The sequence below is a fragment of the Kitasatospora sp. NPDC089797 genome (genome assembly GCF_040684795.1).
Taxonomy (GTDB): domain Bacteria; phylum Actinomycetota; class Actinomycetes; order Streptomycetales; family Streptomycetaceae; genus Kitasatospora.
The window spans coordinates 1-16,619 of the sequence record NZ_JBFBGS010000035.1 but is presented as its reverse complement, the minus strand read 5'-3'; the positions used below and the strand labels follow the sequence as shown (position 1 = coordinate 16,619).

Here is a 16,619-nt window from a genome sequence, read left to right as displayed (position 1 = left end):
GACGAGGTCATTCCACTGGGTCGTCAGGCGGGACACAGCGGCGACGTGCTCTCTGCAGTTCCACGAAAGCCGCCGTGTCCCGAGCGGGGGAGACTGTTCCGGTGACCCCGCACACTTCGTGCGAGGGGCGGCAATTCCGGTGGACCGGCGCACCCCGGTCGGCCGATCAGCAGCGTTGTCTCGGTGTGAGGTCGCAGGAGATGCGTGACCGTTTGTGCTCAGGACATGGGTGGCACGTTCGGTTGAACGTCCGCTGTCTCCCGTCCCTCGGTGGGGCGGAGGTGCTTCGGTCGGTGGTCGTGGATGTAAAGCAGTTGGCCGAGTACCGCTACCAGGCCGTGCGCGAGGTGCTCGGCGGGTCTCCGATTGGGGAGGTCGCCGCCCGGTACGGCACCTCGCGTCAGACCCTGCACACCTGGCGGCGGAGGTTCGAGCAGGAGGGCATGCCCGGTCTGCTGGACCGCTCCCGGCGTCCGCGGAACAGCCCCACGCGCCTGTCGGCTGAGGTGGAGGCCGAGATCTGCGAGCTGCGCCGCCGCCATCCGCGGTGGGGTGCCCGCCGGATCGCCCACGAGCTCGTCGGCCGCGGGCTGGAGTCGGCGCCGTCGCGAGCCACGGTCCACCGGGTGCTGTCCCGCAACGGCCTGGTCCGCGTCCAGGAACAGCAGCATCCGCGCAAGTTCCGCCGGTGGCAGCGCGAGGCGCCCATGCACCTGTGGCAGATGGACCTGGTCGGCGGTGTTCCGCTGGCCGACGGACGGGAGTGCAAGATGGTCACCGGCATCGATGACCACTCCCGGTTCGTCGTGATCGCTTCCGTCGTGGCCGTGCCCAGCGCCCGCGCCGTGTGCTCGGCCTTCACCGCCGCGATGCGCCGATACGGCGTGCCCTTCGAGGTGCTGACGGACAACGGCAAGCAGTTCACCGGCCGGCACCAACGGCCACAACCGGTGGAGGTGCTCTTCGAGCGCATCTGCCGGGAGAACGGCATCACCCAGCGACTGACCAAGCCTCGGTCACCCACCACCACGGGAAAGATCGAACGCTTTCACCGTACCTTGCGCGAGGAGTTCCTCGATCACGTCGTGCCGTTCGAGTCGCTGGCCGCGGCTCAGGAAGGGGTCGACGGCTGGGTACACGCCTACAACCACCAGCGCCCGCACCAGGCCCTGAACATGGCCACCCCCATCAGCCTCTTCCGGCCCCACGCTGCCGTCCGGCTCCGCGGTGATGATGAGCATCCTGAACAGACACTCCCGGAAACGGAGTTGTCCATCGAGGTCGTCGAACCGCCCGTCCTTCCGCCGCAGGGCACCGCGGTCGAGTTCAAAGTGCGGGTGCCGCCCAGCGGCGAGATCACCCTGGTGACGGGCAAGCAGCGGGTGGGCATCCACCAGGCTCTGGCCGGCAGGACGCTGACGGTCTGGGCGAACCACCGCAGCGTCCATTTCCTCCTCGACGGGCACCTCGTGACCACGGTCCCGTCGCGGCTGCGGCCGGAAGATCTCGCCTACCTGACCATGCGCTACGGCGCCCGCCCGGCCGGCCCCGAACCCGCACCCGCCACCTTGCCCAGGGCTCGCAGCGGCACGGCCATCCTCGCCGCTGGCGAACCGGTCGAGGTCGACCGCAAGGTCCATCGTGACGGGGTCGTCTGCCTGGCCGGCGGTCGCTACCAGGTCGGATTCGCCCTCGCCGGCCGCACGATCACTCTCCGCCTCGACATGCACGCCATCGCCGACGACGCCCTCATGGGGACGTGGTCCTGCCCGGTTCCAGCCGACCGGCTGGGGCAGATCGACGGGGCACGGACGGTGACGTCCCGTCTTCCGCCTCCACCCCGGCCGGCCGGAGCGATCCGGGCCCAGCGCAAGGCGCATGCGAGCGGCCGCTTCATGATCAACGGCCAGTTCATCAAGGTCGGTCCGCGGCATGCGGGAAGGATCGTCACTGTCGTCATCGAGGACACCCACTACCGGATCCTGCACGGCGAGGACGAACTCGCCGTCCGGCCGCGCAAGAACCTCGGACCGATCACCAGGCTCTACGTCAAAGGCATGGGCACCCAGAAGAACCGTCAAGGATCTCCTGACGACAAACCGTCAAGGAAGTCCTGAGACCTCACACCGACATCCCCCGATCGAGTGAATAGGTCCAGCGGATGCGGAAGCACTGGCTGCGATGCTCTACTCTCTGGAACCAGCCTGGCCCGTGCGAGGGGCCAGATCCGGGTGCCTTATCCGACCTGTCGGCACCGACGGAGAACCTTCTTCGCGTGTACGTCCGCATGCCATCGCCAAGGACAAACTCACCACGTATTTGCGTCAGTTCGCGCCGGGTCGGGGCACCTCACTTCTCCAGAGTGGAAGCGATCATGATGCACCAGCAAGTAGCAGCCGCACGTGCCGACTTCACCCAGGAGCCGCTCGAAGTAGTCCGACTCCGCATCGGCCAGTTCGACGACTTCGCTCGGCTCATTCCGCAGGCCGATGGAACACAGGCGCTCCTCGAAGCGCTCTTTCTCTCCGCGGTGGCCCGCAGCACAGCCGACGTTGATCTCGGCCCGGCTCCGTTCGGCGTCATCGACGTAAGCCCGCAGCCGAATCGGCTGGACGTCCATCTCGCCGGGCCCGAGGCATTCCGGCCGGTACTCGATCTGCTCCCGACCCGGGCCAACGACAAGACGGTCCACGGAATCGCTGGCCTCCTGGCCCAACCCGTCCGTACCTCTGTGCACGTGGCCTTCGACCACAGGCAGGCCAGTGGGGAGTTGCGGTTGTGGACCGAGGGTGCCGACCTGACTGAACTCCTGGCTGAGCGCGCGGCTGCCACCACAGCGCTCGGGCATCGGGTGTTGTGGAGCACCAGTTCGCCGCTGCCGAAACCGAAGCTCCAGCACGGGCGCAGGCTCGCTCGACCGCTTCGCCGGCAGAAGCCCAGCCCCATCACACCTCCGGTCAAGACCTCGCAGTTCCTGGCCAGCGCACTGCTGCGCCGTCCCGGGATCTGGACGCGCCTGGAGGGCCACCTGGACCTTAAGGTCTCCAGCTCGGAAGTTGAGCACGGCGTCGACTGGTTGCTCGACCGCGTCGTCACCCCGGGAACGGCGGTCCACGATGACCGCATTGCCTGCCTTCTGGGCGACGCGATTGCAGGGCCCGACCTCATCTGGGATCGGGCTACCCATGCCTGCGGGCCCGAGGAGTGTCGTATGCGATTCGTCCCACGGGAGGCCGGCCACGGCTGGAACGGAGTGCTGACCGTACGAACTGCTCGGGCCGTCTCAGACCACCCTCCAGCACGCCGCCCCAGGCCGTTCACCGTTCTCGCGGAATCCCTTGTGGAGAACAGGGTCTTGCCGCTCCAACCCGCGCGCAGTAGCGTGCCTCCGTCCTCGGATGGATACGACCAGGGCCCCGGACTTGTCGTGCAGCTTGAGTCGGTGGGCTACTCCCTGAGCAAGACGTCATGTTGGAAGATCGCCTTGCACTTGGGCGCCGGCTGGGCCCAGCACGGTTCGCGAGTCCTCATCGTTCACGACGTCAGCGAGGCATCCGCGCAGCCAGCGGCGTATCCCCCTCCAGCGTGGCCCGAACGCCCTCGTCCGAAGGCCCCGACAGAGGATGCGCCCTGGCAGCGACTTCGCCTCACCCGCAGCCCGGGAGAGCTTCACGTCCACGTGGGAAGCCACAGCTGGGAAGCATTGGAGAAGCTCATCCCGCGGGCCCGGTCCGACTTCGACTGGATCATTCTGGCGGACAGCATCTCGAACAGTTGCAGGTACATGGGCCCCACGATGCTGGACGGCATCACCGATCGATTCGTGGTGGCGGTGGAAGACCCGGGCTACATGACCACGATCGCCGTCGCGAGTGCCGGTGGGCAACAGAGCACGAGCTTGGATCGCCACGTCGATCTGACTCCGGCTGAGTCGGCGACCGTATGGCGGGAGCGGAATCTCCGAATGCTGGCAAGTGACATCCCGGTAGCCGGCCTGATTCTCGTTCCGGGTAGCAAGCACTCCCAGCCCCCGGTGGAGTTCCGGGATGCCGCCGACGCTCGACTTGCCGACTTCGGCACGCCCGTCCTTACCCGTCTTACCAGCGAACTGATCTTCGAGGAGCGCACCGTCCTGGACAACGTCAGTCTTCGCGCGCGCGAGGACCTCCTGGCCACGAGTGCGCACCTCGCCCACCTGCTCGCGATGCACGCAGTCGGGCGGTCGGCCCCGTCACTAGAGGCTCGTGCCTGACTCGGAGCCGCGGGCCCGGAAGCATCCGGGCCCGCCAGCCATCTTTGAAGCCTTGTAGGCTCGGCAGGTGACGACCAGCGTGCGGGCCCGCCTGTGGAAGTTCAGCGTCCAACCCGATCCGGACGGCATCTCGGACATCGTCGCCGTCGAGGTCGGCCAAGGACATCTACCGGTGGCCCTCTCACGACTGACCCACATCAACGCCCTAGCCTGTGACCTGCGAAAAATCGTCGATCCGCGCGTACGGGATCACGAGGTTGCCCTCCTGCTCAGCTACATCACCGCAGGTGCACCCGGCACGCTCCTCACCGCGAAGCATCAGACGCTGCTGGCCAGCTCGGGGCACATCAGCAGGTTCGTCGCGGAAGCCACCGGTCTTGGAGTGATGACCGCCGCCAGCGAGTGCCTGTTCGCTTGGTCACCGGCTGACGGCTTGCACAGCTTCGATGTCCTACCTGGTCAGTTGGTGAAGCAGTACGGCGGCGGAGGAGTTCGCCCAGACCTGCTCTTCCATGTGGCAGGGGGACCGCTCGCGGGCGAGGCCCGGGGGCGCAGACGCCTAGCCAAGCAGCTGTTCCCCGGGACGGCGACAGCCGCTCAGCGAGGCCGGCTGCTCCAGCTCGCCGCGTGGTCGACCGCGCATGCGGGCCACGCATACTTCATGAGCTGGGTGTGGATCGGTCCCACTGGAGTGGGAGTCGACATCTTTCTGCCCGCCAATGACAGCGTCGACAGTGCCTTGGACTTGACGTGGATCGACGAGCCGGGCCATGCAGTCTGGGAGATCCGGGCAGAGCGCCGCAGAACACCCGAGCGGGCGGAAGCTCCAGCCGAGGAACACTGGGTAGAGGACCTGGACGGGGACGAGCCTCGGTCCCGAGCCCAGATTCTCCCAGTTCACTCCGACAACGTCTTGCACGGAAAGAAGGTGCTCAGCCCGGAAGAGCGAATGGATGCGGCGCTGAACCTCCGGTTCGAGATGACGGGCGACGTGGTGGGCGAGATTGGCGGTGTCCTGATGCGTGGACGATGGGTTTCAGCCGACCGCCTTGGCCCTGCCACCCACGAGGTTTTCCTTGGGGTCCTTGCCGACCGTCTGCCTGATCGGGCAACACGGCGCGGCCACGCCAGGCGGCACGCACAATCGCTGGACACCCATCTGGACGGACGGATGCTGACAGTGGTCCACCGTATCGACGAAGACCGGCCGTCCTGGGAGCGCGTCACTGCAGACCTCCTCATCGATCCCTCCTAGCCTAGCTAGTGAGCTGGTTCGGAGATGCGTGAGCAGTAGCGGCAGATTCGGTCGATGATCTGGTCGGCGGTCTTGGTCCACTTGAACGGTTTGGCGTTCTCGTTCCAGATCTTGATCCAGCCTTCGAGGTCGGCTTTGAGAGCGTCCAGCGAGCAGTGGACTCCTCGTTCGAGGCAGCGCTGTTCCAGTTCGGCGAACCACCGCCCGACCTGGTTGATCCACGACGAGTAGGTCGGGGTGAAGTGCAGTTGGAAGCGCGGGTGTGCCAGCAGCCAGCGGTGCACCACGGGCGCCTTGTGGGCGAAGAGGTTGTCGCAGATCACGTGGACCGCCAGACCGGGCTCGGTCTGGCGGTCGATCTCGTCGAGGAAGTCGCGAAAGTCCACCGGCTATCAGGTCAAGTAGTGCTGGCGGCACGGCCCCCGTCCACCGTCGACTCTGCCGGTGGCGCCCGGGACCTGGCCGGCCCACTCGGCGCGGCGGACACACCGGGCGGCCTCTGCTGTCGGCCGAACCGGGCGGAAGGCGACCCTGCCACACGCAGCAGCCCGAAGTGCCCGTTTGCCGGCGGGACGGGCACGACCGGGACGGTGGGGCGAGCTGGGCCGTCGTGAGGAGATGGACGGGGACGTCGCCCCACCAGGTGTAGGAGGCACTCATCTAGGCACGTCCTGATCCGTTCCGGTGATCGACTTCTCCGTCTAGGTTGAAGGCCGGGCGAAGGGGCGTCTGCCAGGCAGCCCTGCGCACGCACGGTTTCCAGGGGGTGGAGAACGAGTCGGTGGAGAACGTCTTCACTTGCGATGCGACATGGACATGATCGCAAGTGCTTCCTGTCAACCGGTTCGATCACTGCGAACCCGGCGCCGCAACCTTCGAATTCCAGGGCGGCACTTCCGGCCGTAACCACGTCTCCGGGCGGTGAGACCTGGCAGTTCGCTCTGCGAGCCGACCCGCCCCAGAGGGGCAACGTCGCGAGCTGTCGAACCAGCAGCCGTACGTCGAACGCGGAGCACGCCAGGCACTGCAGGACGCTGAGGGACGGCCGCAGAGGAAGCCGGCCAACACCTGCGTCAGGCGTGCAGTGACCGGGCGGGGCTAGCGCACTGATTTCGGGTGGGATGAACAGAAATGTTCGAGGTAAATCGCAGCGCACGTCACGAGTATCTGTTCCGAGAAAGGAACTTGATGGTTAGAGCAAAAATAGTCGCAGGAGTAGCCTTTCTGGCACTCCTACTGCCTGTTCAGCCGGCACTGTCAAATGAGCCCGTGTCCCAGAAGCCGGGGCAGTCAGCTCCAACTTCTCCGAACGGGCAGGCCGGCGGGATCAACTTCGTGGACCAAGAGCCGAAGGAAACTCTCGAAGAGCAGTCGACCCGGGACAGCGACGCGCCCGATCTGGCAGAAAAATGCAAAGCTACGCAGGTTGAATCCGAGCGGTCAGCCAGCCGGATGTCATGCTCTGGATATGACAGATCTGCTGTTAATGCCAAGAAATCCGCACCAAAAGAGCAGCAAGGTCCGGCGGCGGGCAACCCGCTTTCCTACATCATTCCATGGTGTCCAAATCACCTAAACACTGTCTATACGCGATACGAGGTGTGCGTCCAGCCGCCGCCGTACGTGGTGGAGGTATTCGACAAGGGCGCTTTCGTCGGGAAGGCGCAGTTCGCAGTCCAGCTTGAGATCAAGGCTTATCCGAATGAGAGCTCATTTTTGGAGGAGCTTTCGATGACGCCGATGCAGCTGGACGCTTCCCTCAAAGAGATCACTTACGAGTGGGAGGTCGAGTGCAAGGCGGCATGTAAGAATAGCAAGGTCATTTGGCACCACGGCACCCCGCACTGGACGGTTGGGGACGGGCACTCGGTACAGGCTCTCATTCAGCATTCGTGGACCGGCAATTCGAATCCTTCGTCGTCGGATAAGATTGCCTTGAAGTGGATCTCTCGGTCCACGATTCCTAATACTTCACCAAGTGAAGAATCGGGAACCGATGCTAATACGGATGTCCGCTGCGACAACATCATCGGGTCGGGGCCGTCCCGGGTAAACCAGGGCTGCGTCTTCTATAATTACAGGCCAACTTTCACGGTGGACCCTGTCCTGTATCCGGCGGCTCGCCTCGCCTACCTGTGGGCCCAGAGCAGGTGGGGATATGGGTCGGAATCCAGAAAGCAGCCGCTGCATCGGGATGCCGATAATTCGACTGATAACCGTCGGAGAATGTGCGACGGGACATTCATGGCTCATCCGGATACCCCCGACACCTCATGTGAGGAATTTCCGTTTGCGGTGACCAAGGAAAGCGGAGACGGTCGGACCGCGGCATCTGGATCGCAATGCTCTCAGTACTACGCATTCTCATGGCCCGAGGGTCCGGCGGGATGGGCCCTAGCGGGCGACGGCCGATACGACTACAGCGGCGCACCAAAGAAGTGCCTCAGGGCCAATATACCACTCACGCAGAACAGTGGAGTGGGAGGCGACTTGGGTCGATTCACCCAAGAGGTCCGTCTCATGAAGGGAGACGCCTACTATCTCAACACTGGGACTCTTGAGGAACTCAAGAAATCGATAATTACCGGCCCCACTCCGGGGAGCGGGAACTACACGGATCCCTCGGAGCTTCACAATATGAATTCTTTCCTTTGCCTGGGCATAAGTGGCGGGGATACGAATCGCGGGGCATGGGCGATTCAGTGGGACTGCAACGGCAACGCAGATCAGAAGTGGACGTTCTCTCATGCTCCCCTGAGTCGCGACAATCGAATATCGACGACGAAAACCGGAATGTGCCTCGCGATTCCCAATGGAAGTACCGAGGCCGGCAAAGAAGTAATCCAATGGCCGTGCATCAATGGCGCCGCTGAACAGCTGTGGACAGTGACGCCACTTCCTGACAAGGGCTGGCAGATAAAGAACAAGAACTCACAGCAGTGTCTCGCTATCAAGAACGCGGATAAGAGGCGAGGGGCCGTCGCGATTCAATGGCCGTGCGGATCGAACCCGGATCACCTCTGGAGCTGATCGGCAATGTGCGCCCGGGGTCAGCGACCCCGGGCGCACATATTTTCTCCTGCATACTCGTCTATTGAAGTCGAAGTCTGCCCGAGAGCAGGCTCCCGACTTCGGTATCCTCCGGCCGGAGGCCTATCTCAAACCGTCTCTCGACCATCGAAATGATGCCATAAATACCCGCATTCTCGGCTGCCATTCCGTCTTGCGCGGAGATCAAACCGGCATCGATCATTTCTGGGCGAAAGAGGTCTGGATCGGTACCTCGACGGAGGTGCGGCAAATCACCGTCGAACTGGCATACGATATCCCCGTCTACCGCATAGATTAGCACTGACGTGGAATCAGCTGTGCTGGAGAATGCCAGCACCTCTGTCCCCTCAGAAATCTTCATTGCAAGTAGCGGCGAAGTGCCGCGCGCTCCCCAACTCTCAAGAGCAAACGACCATCCGCCGACTCCACCGAATCGCACGACGGGGCCCAACGAGCGATCTGCTAGCTCCTCCTGTTCCGCCTCATCCCGGGTGCGCGGAGCAACAGTCCAGGGGTCCACGCCAATCCGCTCCATCAGCGATGGCGCATCCAGTCCTCGCGCAAAGGAAATACAGAATCCGAGGTCGTACGAGTGAGGCAGCCATTCTAGCTCATAACTATTACTCAACTGATTCCTCCCCAAGATTTCCGAGACTTCGGCTAAAAGGCCATGTCCTTAACGTGGTCTCGCGTCTAGCCTCTCACAGCCACCTGCTCCAAGGTGCGTAAAAGCAGTCGAATAGAGGAAAAGCTGGATGTCACTGGGTCCTTGGTCCAACGGGCCAGCCAGATTACACGGGCGGCATGAGCAGGCGAGATCACGACGGGTGCCGTGTGGGACCACGTAGTAGGCGAGGGGGCCGCTGCCGACGTCGAGGTAGCACATCGAATCGGATCGCCGCTGCCCTGGTGGGAGGTGCCGTCCAGGCAGAGCGCCTCGGCAGACCGGACATGTCGAGGGCCCCCGCCTTCGCGTGCGAGGGGCCTTCGACAGTGCCGAACGGTCGGTCAGGGTCCAGCGATGATCCAGGTCGGGCCAGGGCGCTGGGCGGGGGCGTTGCCGGGTGGAGGGCCGGCCGGACGCGCTCCGCGCATGCTCAGCCAGCGCAGGTTCTCCTCGGTCAGGCGGGACTGCACGGTCTTGAGCAGGTGTCCGTCCAGCACGAGGTGGACGCTGTGTTGGTCGGCCCACACCATGAGGAGGCGGCCCGACAAGGCGTGGTGAAGCGAGATCTTCTGGACGCCGGGAACGATGTTGAGGTGTCCGCTGGGTGGGATGCGTGCCTCGAACTCGACCGCCCCCGTGCCCGCCGGTGTTGTGGGCGGCGTTTCGATCACGCGGATCTCGAACGACTCGGTCTCCTACTCGTCCGCCGGCGGCTGCGAACGGATCGGGGCAGGGTCGATCCGGGTGGGGCCGTTGGGCCGGAACAGGCGGGACGACGTCTTCATGTCCAGGGACTGGTGGGGCCGCTGGAAGTTGTAGGCGGCCACCCATTCGTCGATGGCCTCCTGGACGGCTTCCTACCGCCCGGCCGCTCGGCACCGCCACCACCTGGGCGATCACGATGAAGCGGGGGTGGTCGTCAATGCCGGTGACCGTCTTGCACTCGCGTCCATCGGCGAGCATGACGCCGCCGACCAGGTCCATCTGCCACAGGTGCATCGGTGCCGCACGCTGCCAGCGCCGGTACTTCCGCTTGTGGTCCTGGCTCTGGGCGCGCACGAGGCTGTTGCGCACCAACACCCGGTGCACTGTCGACCGCGACGGTGCCGGTTCGGTCTACCGCTGCATCAACTCATGAGCGATACGGCGTGCGCCCCAGCGAGGATGCTGACGCCACAGGTCACAGACCGTCGCCTCGACGGAGGCCTCCAACCGTGAGGGCGAGGTGTGCGGTCGCCGGGATCGACGGAGGTGGCGGCTGTGCCGGTGTCGTCGCGCTCCTGCAGGGCCTGCACTGCTGCGCCGGTGAGCCTGCTCATGTCCATTCGCGGTCCTCTTCTTCCAGGGCTGGCCAGGGCCGGCAGCCCGCTCACTTTGCTGGATATATTCTGCACACGGAGTGTGGTATATATGCAACAAGGTCGGAGCTCGGATACGCTGGGGCCATGCCGAACGCCTCCGCTGCAGCCGCAGCCGACCCAGACGTCGCGGCGCGCCTGCAGGCGTTCGGACACCGGCTCCGGGAGCTGCGTACGACGGCTGGCCGAACGCAGACCAGCCTCGCCGCGGAGGCGGGGATCGACCGGTCCTTCTACGCGAACGTCGAGGCCGGGAAGAACAACATCTCCCTGGAGAAGGTCTTCTCCCTGGCCGATGCCCTACAGGTAGACGTCGGCGAGCTATTCAGGGGCCTCAGCACTCGGACCGGCCCGTAGCTCGCGCCGAACCCTTGCCGCGGTCAGAACACTCCGCTGCGCGCGGCCAGGCCGCGCAACTCGGTGGGTGGCGGAGCCAGAGTGGAGCAGCGTGGAGATGAGGGACTTGGTGGCCGGGCGTGACCGGGTCTCGATCACGCAGAGGACGCAGGCCGCCATCGGCCGGGCTCCTAGTAAGCCACGACCTGAGAGGGCTCTCGGCAGTCGCTCTCCTCACGGCGGGCCGCCCGGCACGTTCCACTACCCCCTCCGGGAGTACGCCGCGGCCGTTGCTGGCGGGGAGCCCTGAGTGAGTCGGGGTGCTGCCTGGCAACAGCACGCGAGAACGAGCCGCTGCACGGGCGGCGCTGGCTGCCAGCACCCGAAGTCCTTGGCCCTGACCGGCGGAAGGACAGCAGTCAGGACTGTAAGGACGACGGGCACCATGTGCCGCGAGTGCCGGTGGCAGGCTCGGCCGAGCCGCTCAGGCAACCGGTGGGAGCTCGGTCCTCACCCGGTGCGCGAGGTCGCGCACCCGGACGTCGCGCTGCCACGGGTCGAGCCTCGCCACCAGGGCGTGTAGGTAGCTGTGCGCTCGGGGTGATCGCACCCCGCTGAGGATGTCCACCGCCCGGTGCCCGCCGGCCACCGCCGCCTCGAGGTCCCGGTCGATCGCGTGAGTGCCCGCCAGCACGGCGGTCTGGATGCCGACTGCCCGGGTGAAGCGGCCCAGCTCCATTGCGCTGGCCGGGCCCGCCCAGTCCCGGGCCACCCGGGTCAGACCGAGGTCGCTGAAGAGCTCGACGGCGTCCGTCGCGACCCGCTCCTCGGACATGTAGGAGATCCAGGCCGGGTCGTACGTGCCGGGGCGGATGCCGGAGATCAGGCTCTCGCACCGTGTGAGGGCCGAACCGGCACCGGAGGCATCGCCTAGCCGGGCACAGGCGCGGGCCTCGGCCAACTTGCAGAAGGCGAGCACCCTCGGCGCCGCATGACCTCGACCGCGGTCGTACGCCGCCGATGCCATTTCCACCGCCTCTGCGGTACGTTCGCCCAGGAGGGCGGACAACGCCATGGTGGCCAGGACGTAGCTGCCCAGCTCAACATCAGCGGCGGACCGGGCCATTCGGAGGGACTGGATCAGCAGCCGGTCGGCGGCGCCGCGGTGGCCCGCGTCCATCGCCGCCCACCCCACCACCCGCAGCAACTCGGCCATCGCGGAATGCAGGGCCTGCCCTGTGTCGGCGGGATAGGTACCTCGCAGCAGGGGTGTCGCGCTCTGCAGGCAGGCCAGCACCCGGCTGGAGCGCCAGTCCCCTCCACCGTGCCGCGAGTCCCAGACCTGGGCCTCGGCCGCGACGGCCCACAACTGGTCGACGTCGCGCTGCTCCACCCGCACGCTTCCGACGTGGGCCTGCGGGAGGTCGGCCGGTCGCGCCAGCCATCGCATCGTGGGCACGCTGAATGTCGCGGCGCCCGGCAGGTGCAGAAACTGACGACGGTGCACGACACTCCAGAAGCTCACGGCCCCCTCGAGGGCGGCCTGACGGTCCTGGGGGAAAGCCAAGCCGACATCGGCGGGAGGCGTCTTGGACTTGGGGAACCCGGCATCCTCAAGAGTGACAACGCGACCAAGGATTTCACCGAGGACCTCCACGATCCTCTGCGCGACGGCCTCAGTGCGGGGGCGCGCCCCTTTGAGCCAGCGTTGAACGTGCGAATGGCCGTAGGTGGTCCGGCGTCCGGTGAGCGCGGCTCGCGCATTGACCCTTCGGGCCAGCTCCTTGTGGGACACCTGTGCCTCGATGATGAGGGCGCCGAGCCGGGTGTTGGGTGTCAGCTCGTCAGTCATGCGGCGACCTGCGACAGGCGTGCCAGAGCGGCTTGGACGAGGGCGTGATCCTGCGGGCTCCTCCCGTGGTAGAGGTGTGCGGAACGCCGGTAGAGTGCGGCGGCCTGCCCGGCCTGGCCGCGCTCCTGAAGGACCCGCGCCGTCCAGGACAGGACCCGGCCCTGCCACAGCACCGCCCCGTGGGCTGTGAAGACTTCCACCGCGGACCTGTAGGCCATCGTCGCGTCGTTGTAGAGGCCGTCCAGGGCGAGGACTCTGCCCTGCCACGCGCGGGCACGCGCCGCGCCGAGCGGGTCCGCCTCGGCCAGCAGGTCCCTCTCGGCGACCCGCAGCCGGTGGAGCACATCAGCCCCAGAAGCGCCGAGGTCGAGGTCGACCACGGCCAGCAGCAGCCCGCAGCCGGCCGCCTCACGACGCCGGCCCAGTGCGCTCCAGGCCCGCAACGACTCGGACAGGTAGGTGCGGCCGAGGTCATGCGCGCAGGCCTGGTGGTAGACCGCGCCGAGATCGCGCAGATGCTCGGCGACACCCTCCGCGTCCTGCCCGCTGCGCGCCATCGACAGGGCCTCGTGGCAGTCGTCGAGCGCCGCCGGGAAGCGGAGCAGGGAGCTGAGGGCCGTGGCACGGGCGCTGAGGAGTCTGCGGCGCAGCAGGCGATCCCCGGCGGTGGAGGGGTTGGCGAGGATGTGCAGGCCCTGGTGGTGGTCGTCGGCCCAGGTCCGCAGGTCCCGCTCGATCAGGTCGGGGTCCCAGAACGCGTGCAGGAGGTGCGGCACGGCGGCCGGGTGCGATGACTGGGCGAGGTGGAGGACGGCGGGCAGGTGGTGGTTGCGGTGCCGGAGGAAGGCGCGTGCCTGGTGCGGTGAGGTGAGGGCGAGGGGGTGCTGCGGCGGGTGGGTGACGGGAGGATCGATGGGCGGTCGGTGGGGGTTGATCAGTGCGGCGGCGGTCGTGGCCGCGGTGAGCAGCCAGTCCAGGGCCCTGTGTTGGATGCGGGTGCGGGTGGCCGGGGTGTCGGTCTGCTCGGCGGCGCGGGTGGCGTGGCGGCGCACAGCAGAGCTGGCGAAGCGATGACCCTCCGGGCCGGTGATGATCAGGTCGTGTCGGGCGAGGTGTGCGAGGAGCTCGCCGGCGCTGGCCGGGGCGAGGCCGGCGGCGGCGCAGGCCATGGGGAGGTCGATGGTGTTGCCGACGGCGGGCAGCAGGCCCAGGACGCGGTGGAAGCGCTGGGCTTCGGCGCCGGCGGTGCGGTAGGCGTGCAGGGCCTCGCTGGTGGTGGTCACGCTGGTTCTCCGGCTCAGGGCTCGGGCGCTTGGGCGGCGGTACCTGGCTGACGGTGCGTACGGCGGGTGCGCCCCCGCTTGCTCCGTCACCAGGTCATCGGGATGGGGGCGTGTATCAGGGGTCGTCGGCGGGCGGCAGCCCTGGGTCAGAGCTGCGGCTGACCGGGTCGGCCGCCCGTCCGGGGCGACGGCCTGCACGGCCGGCGTCGCGGTCACGGCCCGGGGGAGGAAGTCGGATGCGGCCGAGTGCCTGGGGGCGGGATCGCGCGGGCCCGGGCGGCGGCCGCAGGGCGTGCCGGAGGGCGGCCCGTGCCCGCAGCGGACGGCTGCCACGGGCTGGCCAGGCGTCCGCCCGCTGCCTGACGGAGCCGGTCGAGACTGACTCCCGGACTGAGGGACCGCGCGTGCAGGTCGGCCAACCGCGGGTCCGCGCCCGCCTCGTAGACGGCCCGCGTGCGCCACAGACCGACGGTCAGGACATCCGCGCCGACCATGTACTGGGCGTGATCGATCGCCAGGATCCGCGGACCACTGGACAACGGGACGACGCGCACGTCGAACGATGCGGTCTCGGCAAGGCGGGCCAGATACCGCATCTGCCCGGCGTGCAGATCCTGTCCGCCGGTCGGCCAGTGGAGCACGGACTCGTCCAGGAGCAGGACCGTGCTCGGCGCGTTCGCCGCCGTGACGCGCGCCGCGAAGGCGCGCGCCCGGGCCCGGTCGACCTCGTGCAGCCACGCGTTGACGGCCGCACGGTCGCCCAGCAGATCGCCGCGGTACAGCTGGCACGGGACACACCCGCCGCCCGGCAGAGCCCCGACCGGGCGCACACGGACTCCCCGGACCCGGGTGCCGGGCGCCGTCCTCGACACCGCGGCCGCGACAGCGGGCGACTGAAGGGGCACCGGCAGCAGCGGCCCGCCGGCCGTGAACAGCGCGGGCGCGCCGGCCGCGGCCAGTTCGACGAGCAGGCAGCGGAATCCGGCCCCGACAGCGGCGTCATCGAAGTCCGAGCCCGGGTTGCCGCGCCGCCGGTGGTCGACAACGCACTGGTACCAGTCGTCGGCCGCCGTCCGCCCGGCACCGTACGCGGCCGCCAGGGCGGCACCGTGGCCCGCCAGCACGGCGTCGCGCAGCAGGGTACTGTCCCCGGACTCGGCGGCCTCGAGAGCGCCGATGGTCACAGCGCGCCGGGGCGGGAGCCGGCCGCTGACGGCGGACAGCGGCAGCCGCTGGCACTCCCGCAGGTGACGCAGCTGCTCCCCGAGGATCTGGTCGGCCAGATCGACGGTCAGGCACGGCAGGCGAGTGGTCATGATGCTCCGGGACAAGGGAGGGAAGCGTGCGGGAGCGCGGCCGGTGCGTCCCGGTGCGCGGGGGAGGGCGCGGCGGCCGGTGCGATGCGGGCGATCGCGCCGAGCACGGCCCCGCGGCGCCCGGCGGCGGGCCGGTAGGCGCTCCTGAGGTACCCGGGTGCCGTGACGACGCCCAGTTCCTCCAGCGGGGCGTCGCGCAGCAGGGCCGCGAACTGGGCGGGTGTGCGCAGGCGTCCCCACTGGCCGTCCAGCAGATCGGCCATCGTCTCGTCGACCTGCCGGGCCTGGCGGGCGTCCTCGAGGGTGGGCTGGCACACGGCCAGGTACCCGCCGGATGGCAGCAGTCGGGCGAGGTCGGCCATGAGGCGGTTGGCCACCGGGTCCGGGACGGTCTCGAGCGTGGTGCACAGCACCGCCACGGGCTGGTCCGGGTCCAGGAGCGCGGTGACGGCCGGGTGCTCCAGGACACGGTCCGCACCCGCCGCGAGGCCGACCTCGGCGACGGCCTCGCGGCCGCTGCCCGCCAGCACGCAGCGGGCCCGGGCGTGCACCACGGGGTCGGCGTCCGCGTACACCGTGCGGCAGTGCGGGGCGGCTTCCCGCGCGATCTCGTGGGTGTTGCGCCTCGGCCCGTGGCCGGGGACGCCGTGGTCCAGGTGGACGATCTGGCGTATGCCGAGGTCGTGTACGAGGACGGTGGCCGCGTGCGCGGCGAAGTCGAGGGCGTCCTGGGCCAGCCGGTGCGCGTTCGGTAGGAGGTCGAGCAGTCTGAGAGCGGCGGTGCGGCTGGCGGAGTTGGCGTCGTGCCCGCCCCCGAGGTGGTCCCGGATCCCGGCGTAGGACACGCGGGCCAGCAGCGCCGTGGTGCGAGCCCGTTGTGCGTCATGCCGCTGCAGGCCGGACCTGGGGCCCGGGCCGGGGTCGTGCGGCCGGGCCGCCGTGGACACGGCGGTGGTGGTCATGAGCGGCTCCCGGACACGGTGGCGGGTTCGGCGTCGGTGCGCTGGGCGGACGGGTGGGCGGCGCCGTAGGCGGTCAGCCGCAGGGCGGTGTCGATCAGCGGGACGTGGCTGAAGGCCTGCGGGAAGTTGCCGACCTGGCGCTTGAGCCGCGGGTCCCACTCCTCGGCGAGCAGCCCGAGGTCGTTGCGCAGTGCCAGCAGCCGGTCGAACAGCTCGCGGGCCTCCTGCACCCGGCCGATCATGGCGAGGTCGTCGGCCAGCCAGAACGAGCAGGCCAGGAAGGCCCC

At 67.8% G+C, this 16,619-nt stretch carries 14 protein-coding genes; 5 read left to right on the top strand and 9 right to left on the bottom strand.

The annotated features are described in order from the left end of the window. Positions 1–293: 293 nt before the first annotated feature. The 3 genes from AB0O91_RS26555 to AB0O91_RS26545 all read left to right on the top strand — a co-directional run bounded on the left by AB0O91_RS26555 (position 294) and on the right by AB0O91_RS26545 (position 5,507). A complete protein-coding gene (locus AB0O91_RS26555) occupies positions 294–2,117 on the top strand; it encodes an IS481 family transposase (RefSeq protein WP_363437748.1) in 1,824 nt (607 codons plus the stop codon). Between the two features lie 257 nt (positions 2,118–2,374). Beyond that, complete coding sequence (locus tag AB0O91_RS26550) at positions 2,375–4,252, top strand: hypothetical protein (RefSeq protein ID WP_363437746.1); 1,878 nt, start codon at positions 2,375–2,377, stop codon at positions 4,250–4,252. A gap of 67 nt (positions 4,253–4,319) precedes the next feature. Beyond that, positions 4,320–5,507 (top strand): hypothetical protein, encoded by a 1,188-nt coding sequence (locus AB0O91_RS26545; protein WP_363437743.1) that lies wholly within the window; start codon positions 4,320–4,322, stop codon positions 5,505–5,507. Positions 5,508–5,512: 5 nt separating this feature from the next. On the opposite strand, the gene AB0O91_RS26540 is transcribed toward AB0O91_RS26545, so the two are convergent. Continuing rightward, positions 5,513–5,893: a transposase gene (locus tag AB0O91_RS26540; RefSeq protein WP_363437741.1), complete on the bottom strand. Its 381-nt coding sequence runs from the start codon at positions 5,891–5,893 to the stop codon at positions 5,513–5,515. Between the two features lie 883 nt (positions 5,894–6,776). On the opposite strand from AB0O91_RS26540, the gene AB0O91_RS26535 reads away from it, so the two are divergent. Further along, complete coding sequence (locus AB0O91_RS26535) at positions 6,777–8,537, top strand: RICIN domain-containing protein (protein WP_363437738.1); 1,761 nt, start codon at positions 6,777–6,779, stop codon at positions 8,535–8,537. 61 nt (positions 8,538–8,598) lie between these two features. Here AB0O91_RS26535 and AB0O91_RS26530 read toward each other — a convergent pair whose 3' ends face one another. From AB0O91_RS26530 to AB0O91_RS26520, 3 genes are all read right to left on the bottom strand, one after another. After that, positions 8,599–9,093, bottom strand: coding sequence for a DUF6461 domain-containing protein (locus AB0O91_RS26530; RefSeq protein ID WP_363437921.1), 495 nt, complete (start codon positions 9,091–9,093; stop codon positions 8,599–8,601). A 473-nt stretch (positions 9,094–9,566) separates the two neighbouring features. Next, on the bottom strand, positions 9,567–9,896 hold the full coding sequence (locus tag AB0O91_RS26525) for a hypothetical protein (protein ID WP_363437735.1): 330 nt from the start codon (positions 9,894–9,896) through the stop codon (positions 9,567–9,569). 24 nt (positions 9,897–9,920) lie between these two features. Continuing rightward, a complete protein-coding gene (locus AB0O91_RS26520; RefSeq protein ID WP_363437732.1) occupies positions 9,921–10,052 on the bottom strand; it encodes a hypothetical protein in 132 nt (43 codons plus the stop codon). Positions 10,053–10,670: 618 nt separating this feature from the next. On the opposite strand from AB0O91_RS26520, the gene AB0O91_RS26515 reads away from it, so the two are divergent. Then, positions 10,671–10,940, top strand: a complete 270-nt coding sequence (locus AB0O91_RS26515) for a helix-turn-helix transcriptional regulator (RefSeq protein ID WP_363437730.1) — start codon at positions 10,671–10,673, stop codon at positions 10,938–10,940. Positions 10,941–11,403: 463 nt separating this feature from the next. Here AB0O91_RS26515 and AB0O91_RS26510 read toward each other — a convergent pair whose 3' ends face one another. The 5 genes from AB0O91_RS26510 to AB0O91_RS26490 form a co-directional block, all read right to left on the bottom strand. Beyond that, positions 11,404–12,771, bottom strand: coding sequence for a hypothetical protein (locus AB0O91_RS26510; protein ID WP_363437728.1), 1,368 nt, complete (start codon positions 12,769–12,771; stop codon positions 11,404–11,406). Next, positions 12,768–14,054: a hypothetical protein gene (locus tag AB0O91_RS26505; RefSeq protein ID WP_363437725.1), complete on the bottom strand. Its 1,287-nt coding sequence runs from the start codon at positions 14,052–14,054 to the stop codon at positions 12,768–12,770. The genes AB0O91_RS26510 and AB0O91_RS26505 overlap by 4 nt, the downstream gene beginning before the upstream one ends. Positions 14,055–14,266: 212 nt before the next feature. Further along, positions 14,267–15,238 carry a Scr1 family TA system antitoxin-like transcriptional regulator gene (locus AB0O91_RS26500; RefSeq protein WP_363437722.1) on the bottom strand — a complete coding sequence of 324 codons (972 nt, stop codon included), beginning with the start codon at positions 15,236–15,238 and terminating at the stop codon, positions 14,267–14,269. Between the two features lie 128 nt (positions 15,239–15,366). Then, positions 15,367–16,332, bottom strand: coding sequence for an SAM-dependent methyltransferase (locus tag AB0O91_RS26495; RefSeq protein WP_363437719.1), 966 nt, complete (start codon positions 16,330–16,332; stop codon positions 15,367–15,369). Next, on the bottom strand, positions 16,329–16,619 hold a 291-nt coding region (locus AB0O91_RS26490), incomplete at its 5' end, for a glycoside hydrolase family 15 protein (RefSeq protein WP_363437716.1). The genes AB0O91_RS26495 and AB0O91_RS26490, both read right to left, overlap by 4 nt.

Excerpts from the sequence above, each read along its gene's own strand:
- AB0O91_RS26550 (WP_363437746.1), top strand. The coding sequence starts at position 2,375 with ATGATGCACCAGCAAGTAGCAGCCGCACGTGCCGACTTCACCCAGGAG.
- AB0O91_RS26530 (WP_363437921.1), bottom strand. The coding sequence starts at position 9,093 with ATGGAGCGGATTGGCGTGGACCCCTGGACTGTTGCTCCGCGCACCCGG.
- AB0O91_RS26515 (WP_363437730.1), top strand. The coding sequence starts at position 10,671 with ATGCCGAACGCCTCCGCTGCAGCCGCAGCCGACCCAGACGTCGCGGCG.
- AB0O91_RS26510 (WP_363437728.1), bottom strand. The coding sequence starts at position 12,771 with ATGACTGACGAGCTGACACCCAACACCCGGCTCGGCGCCCTCATCATC.
- AB0O91_RS26495 (WP_363437719.1), bottom strand. The coding sequence starts at position 16,332 with ATGACCACCACCGCCGTGTCCACGGCGGCCCGGCCGCACGACCCCGGC.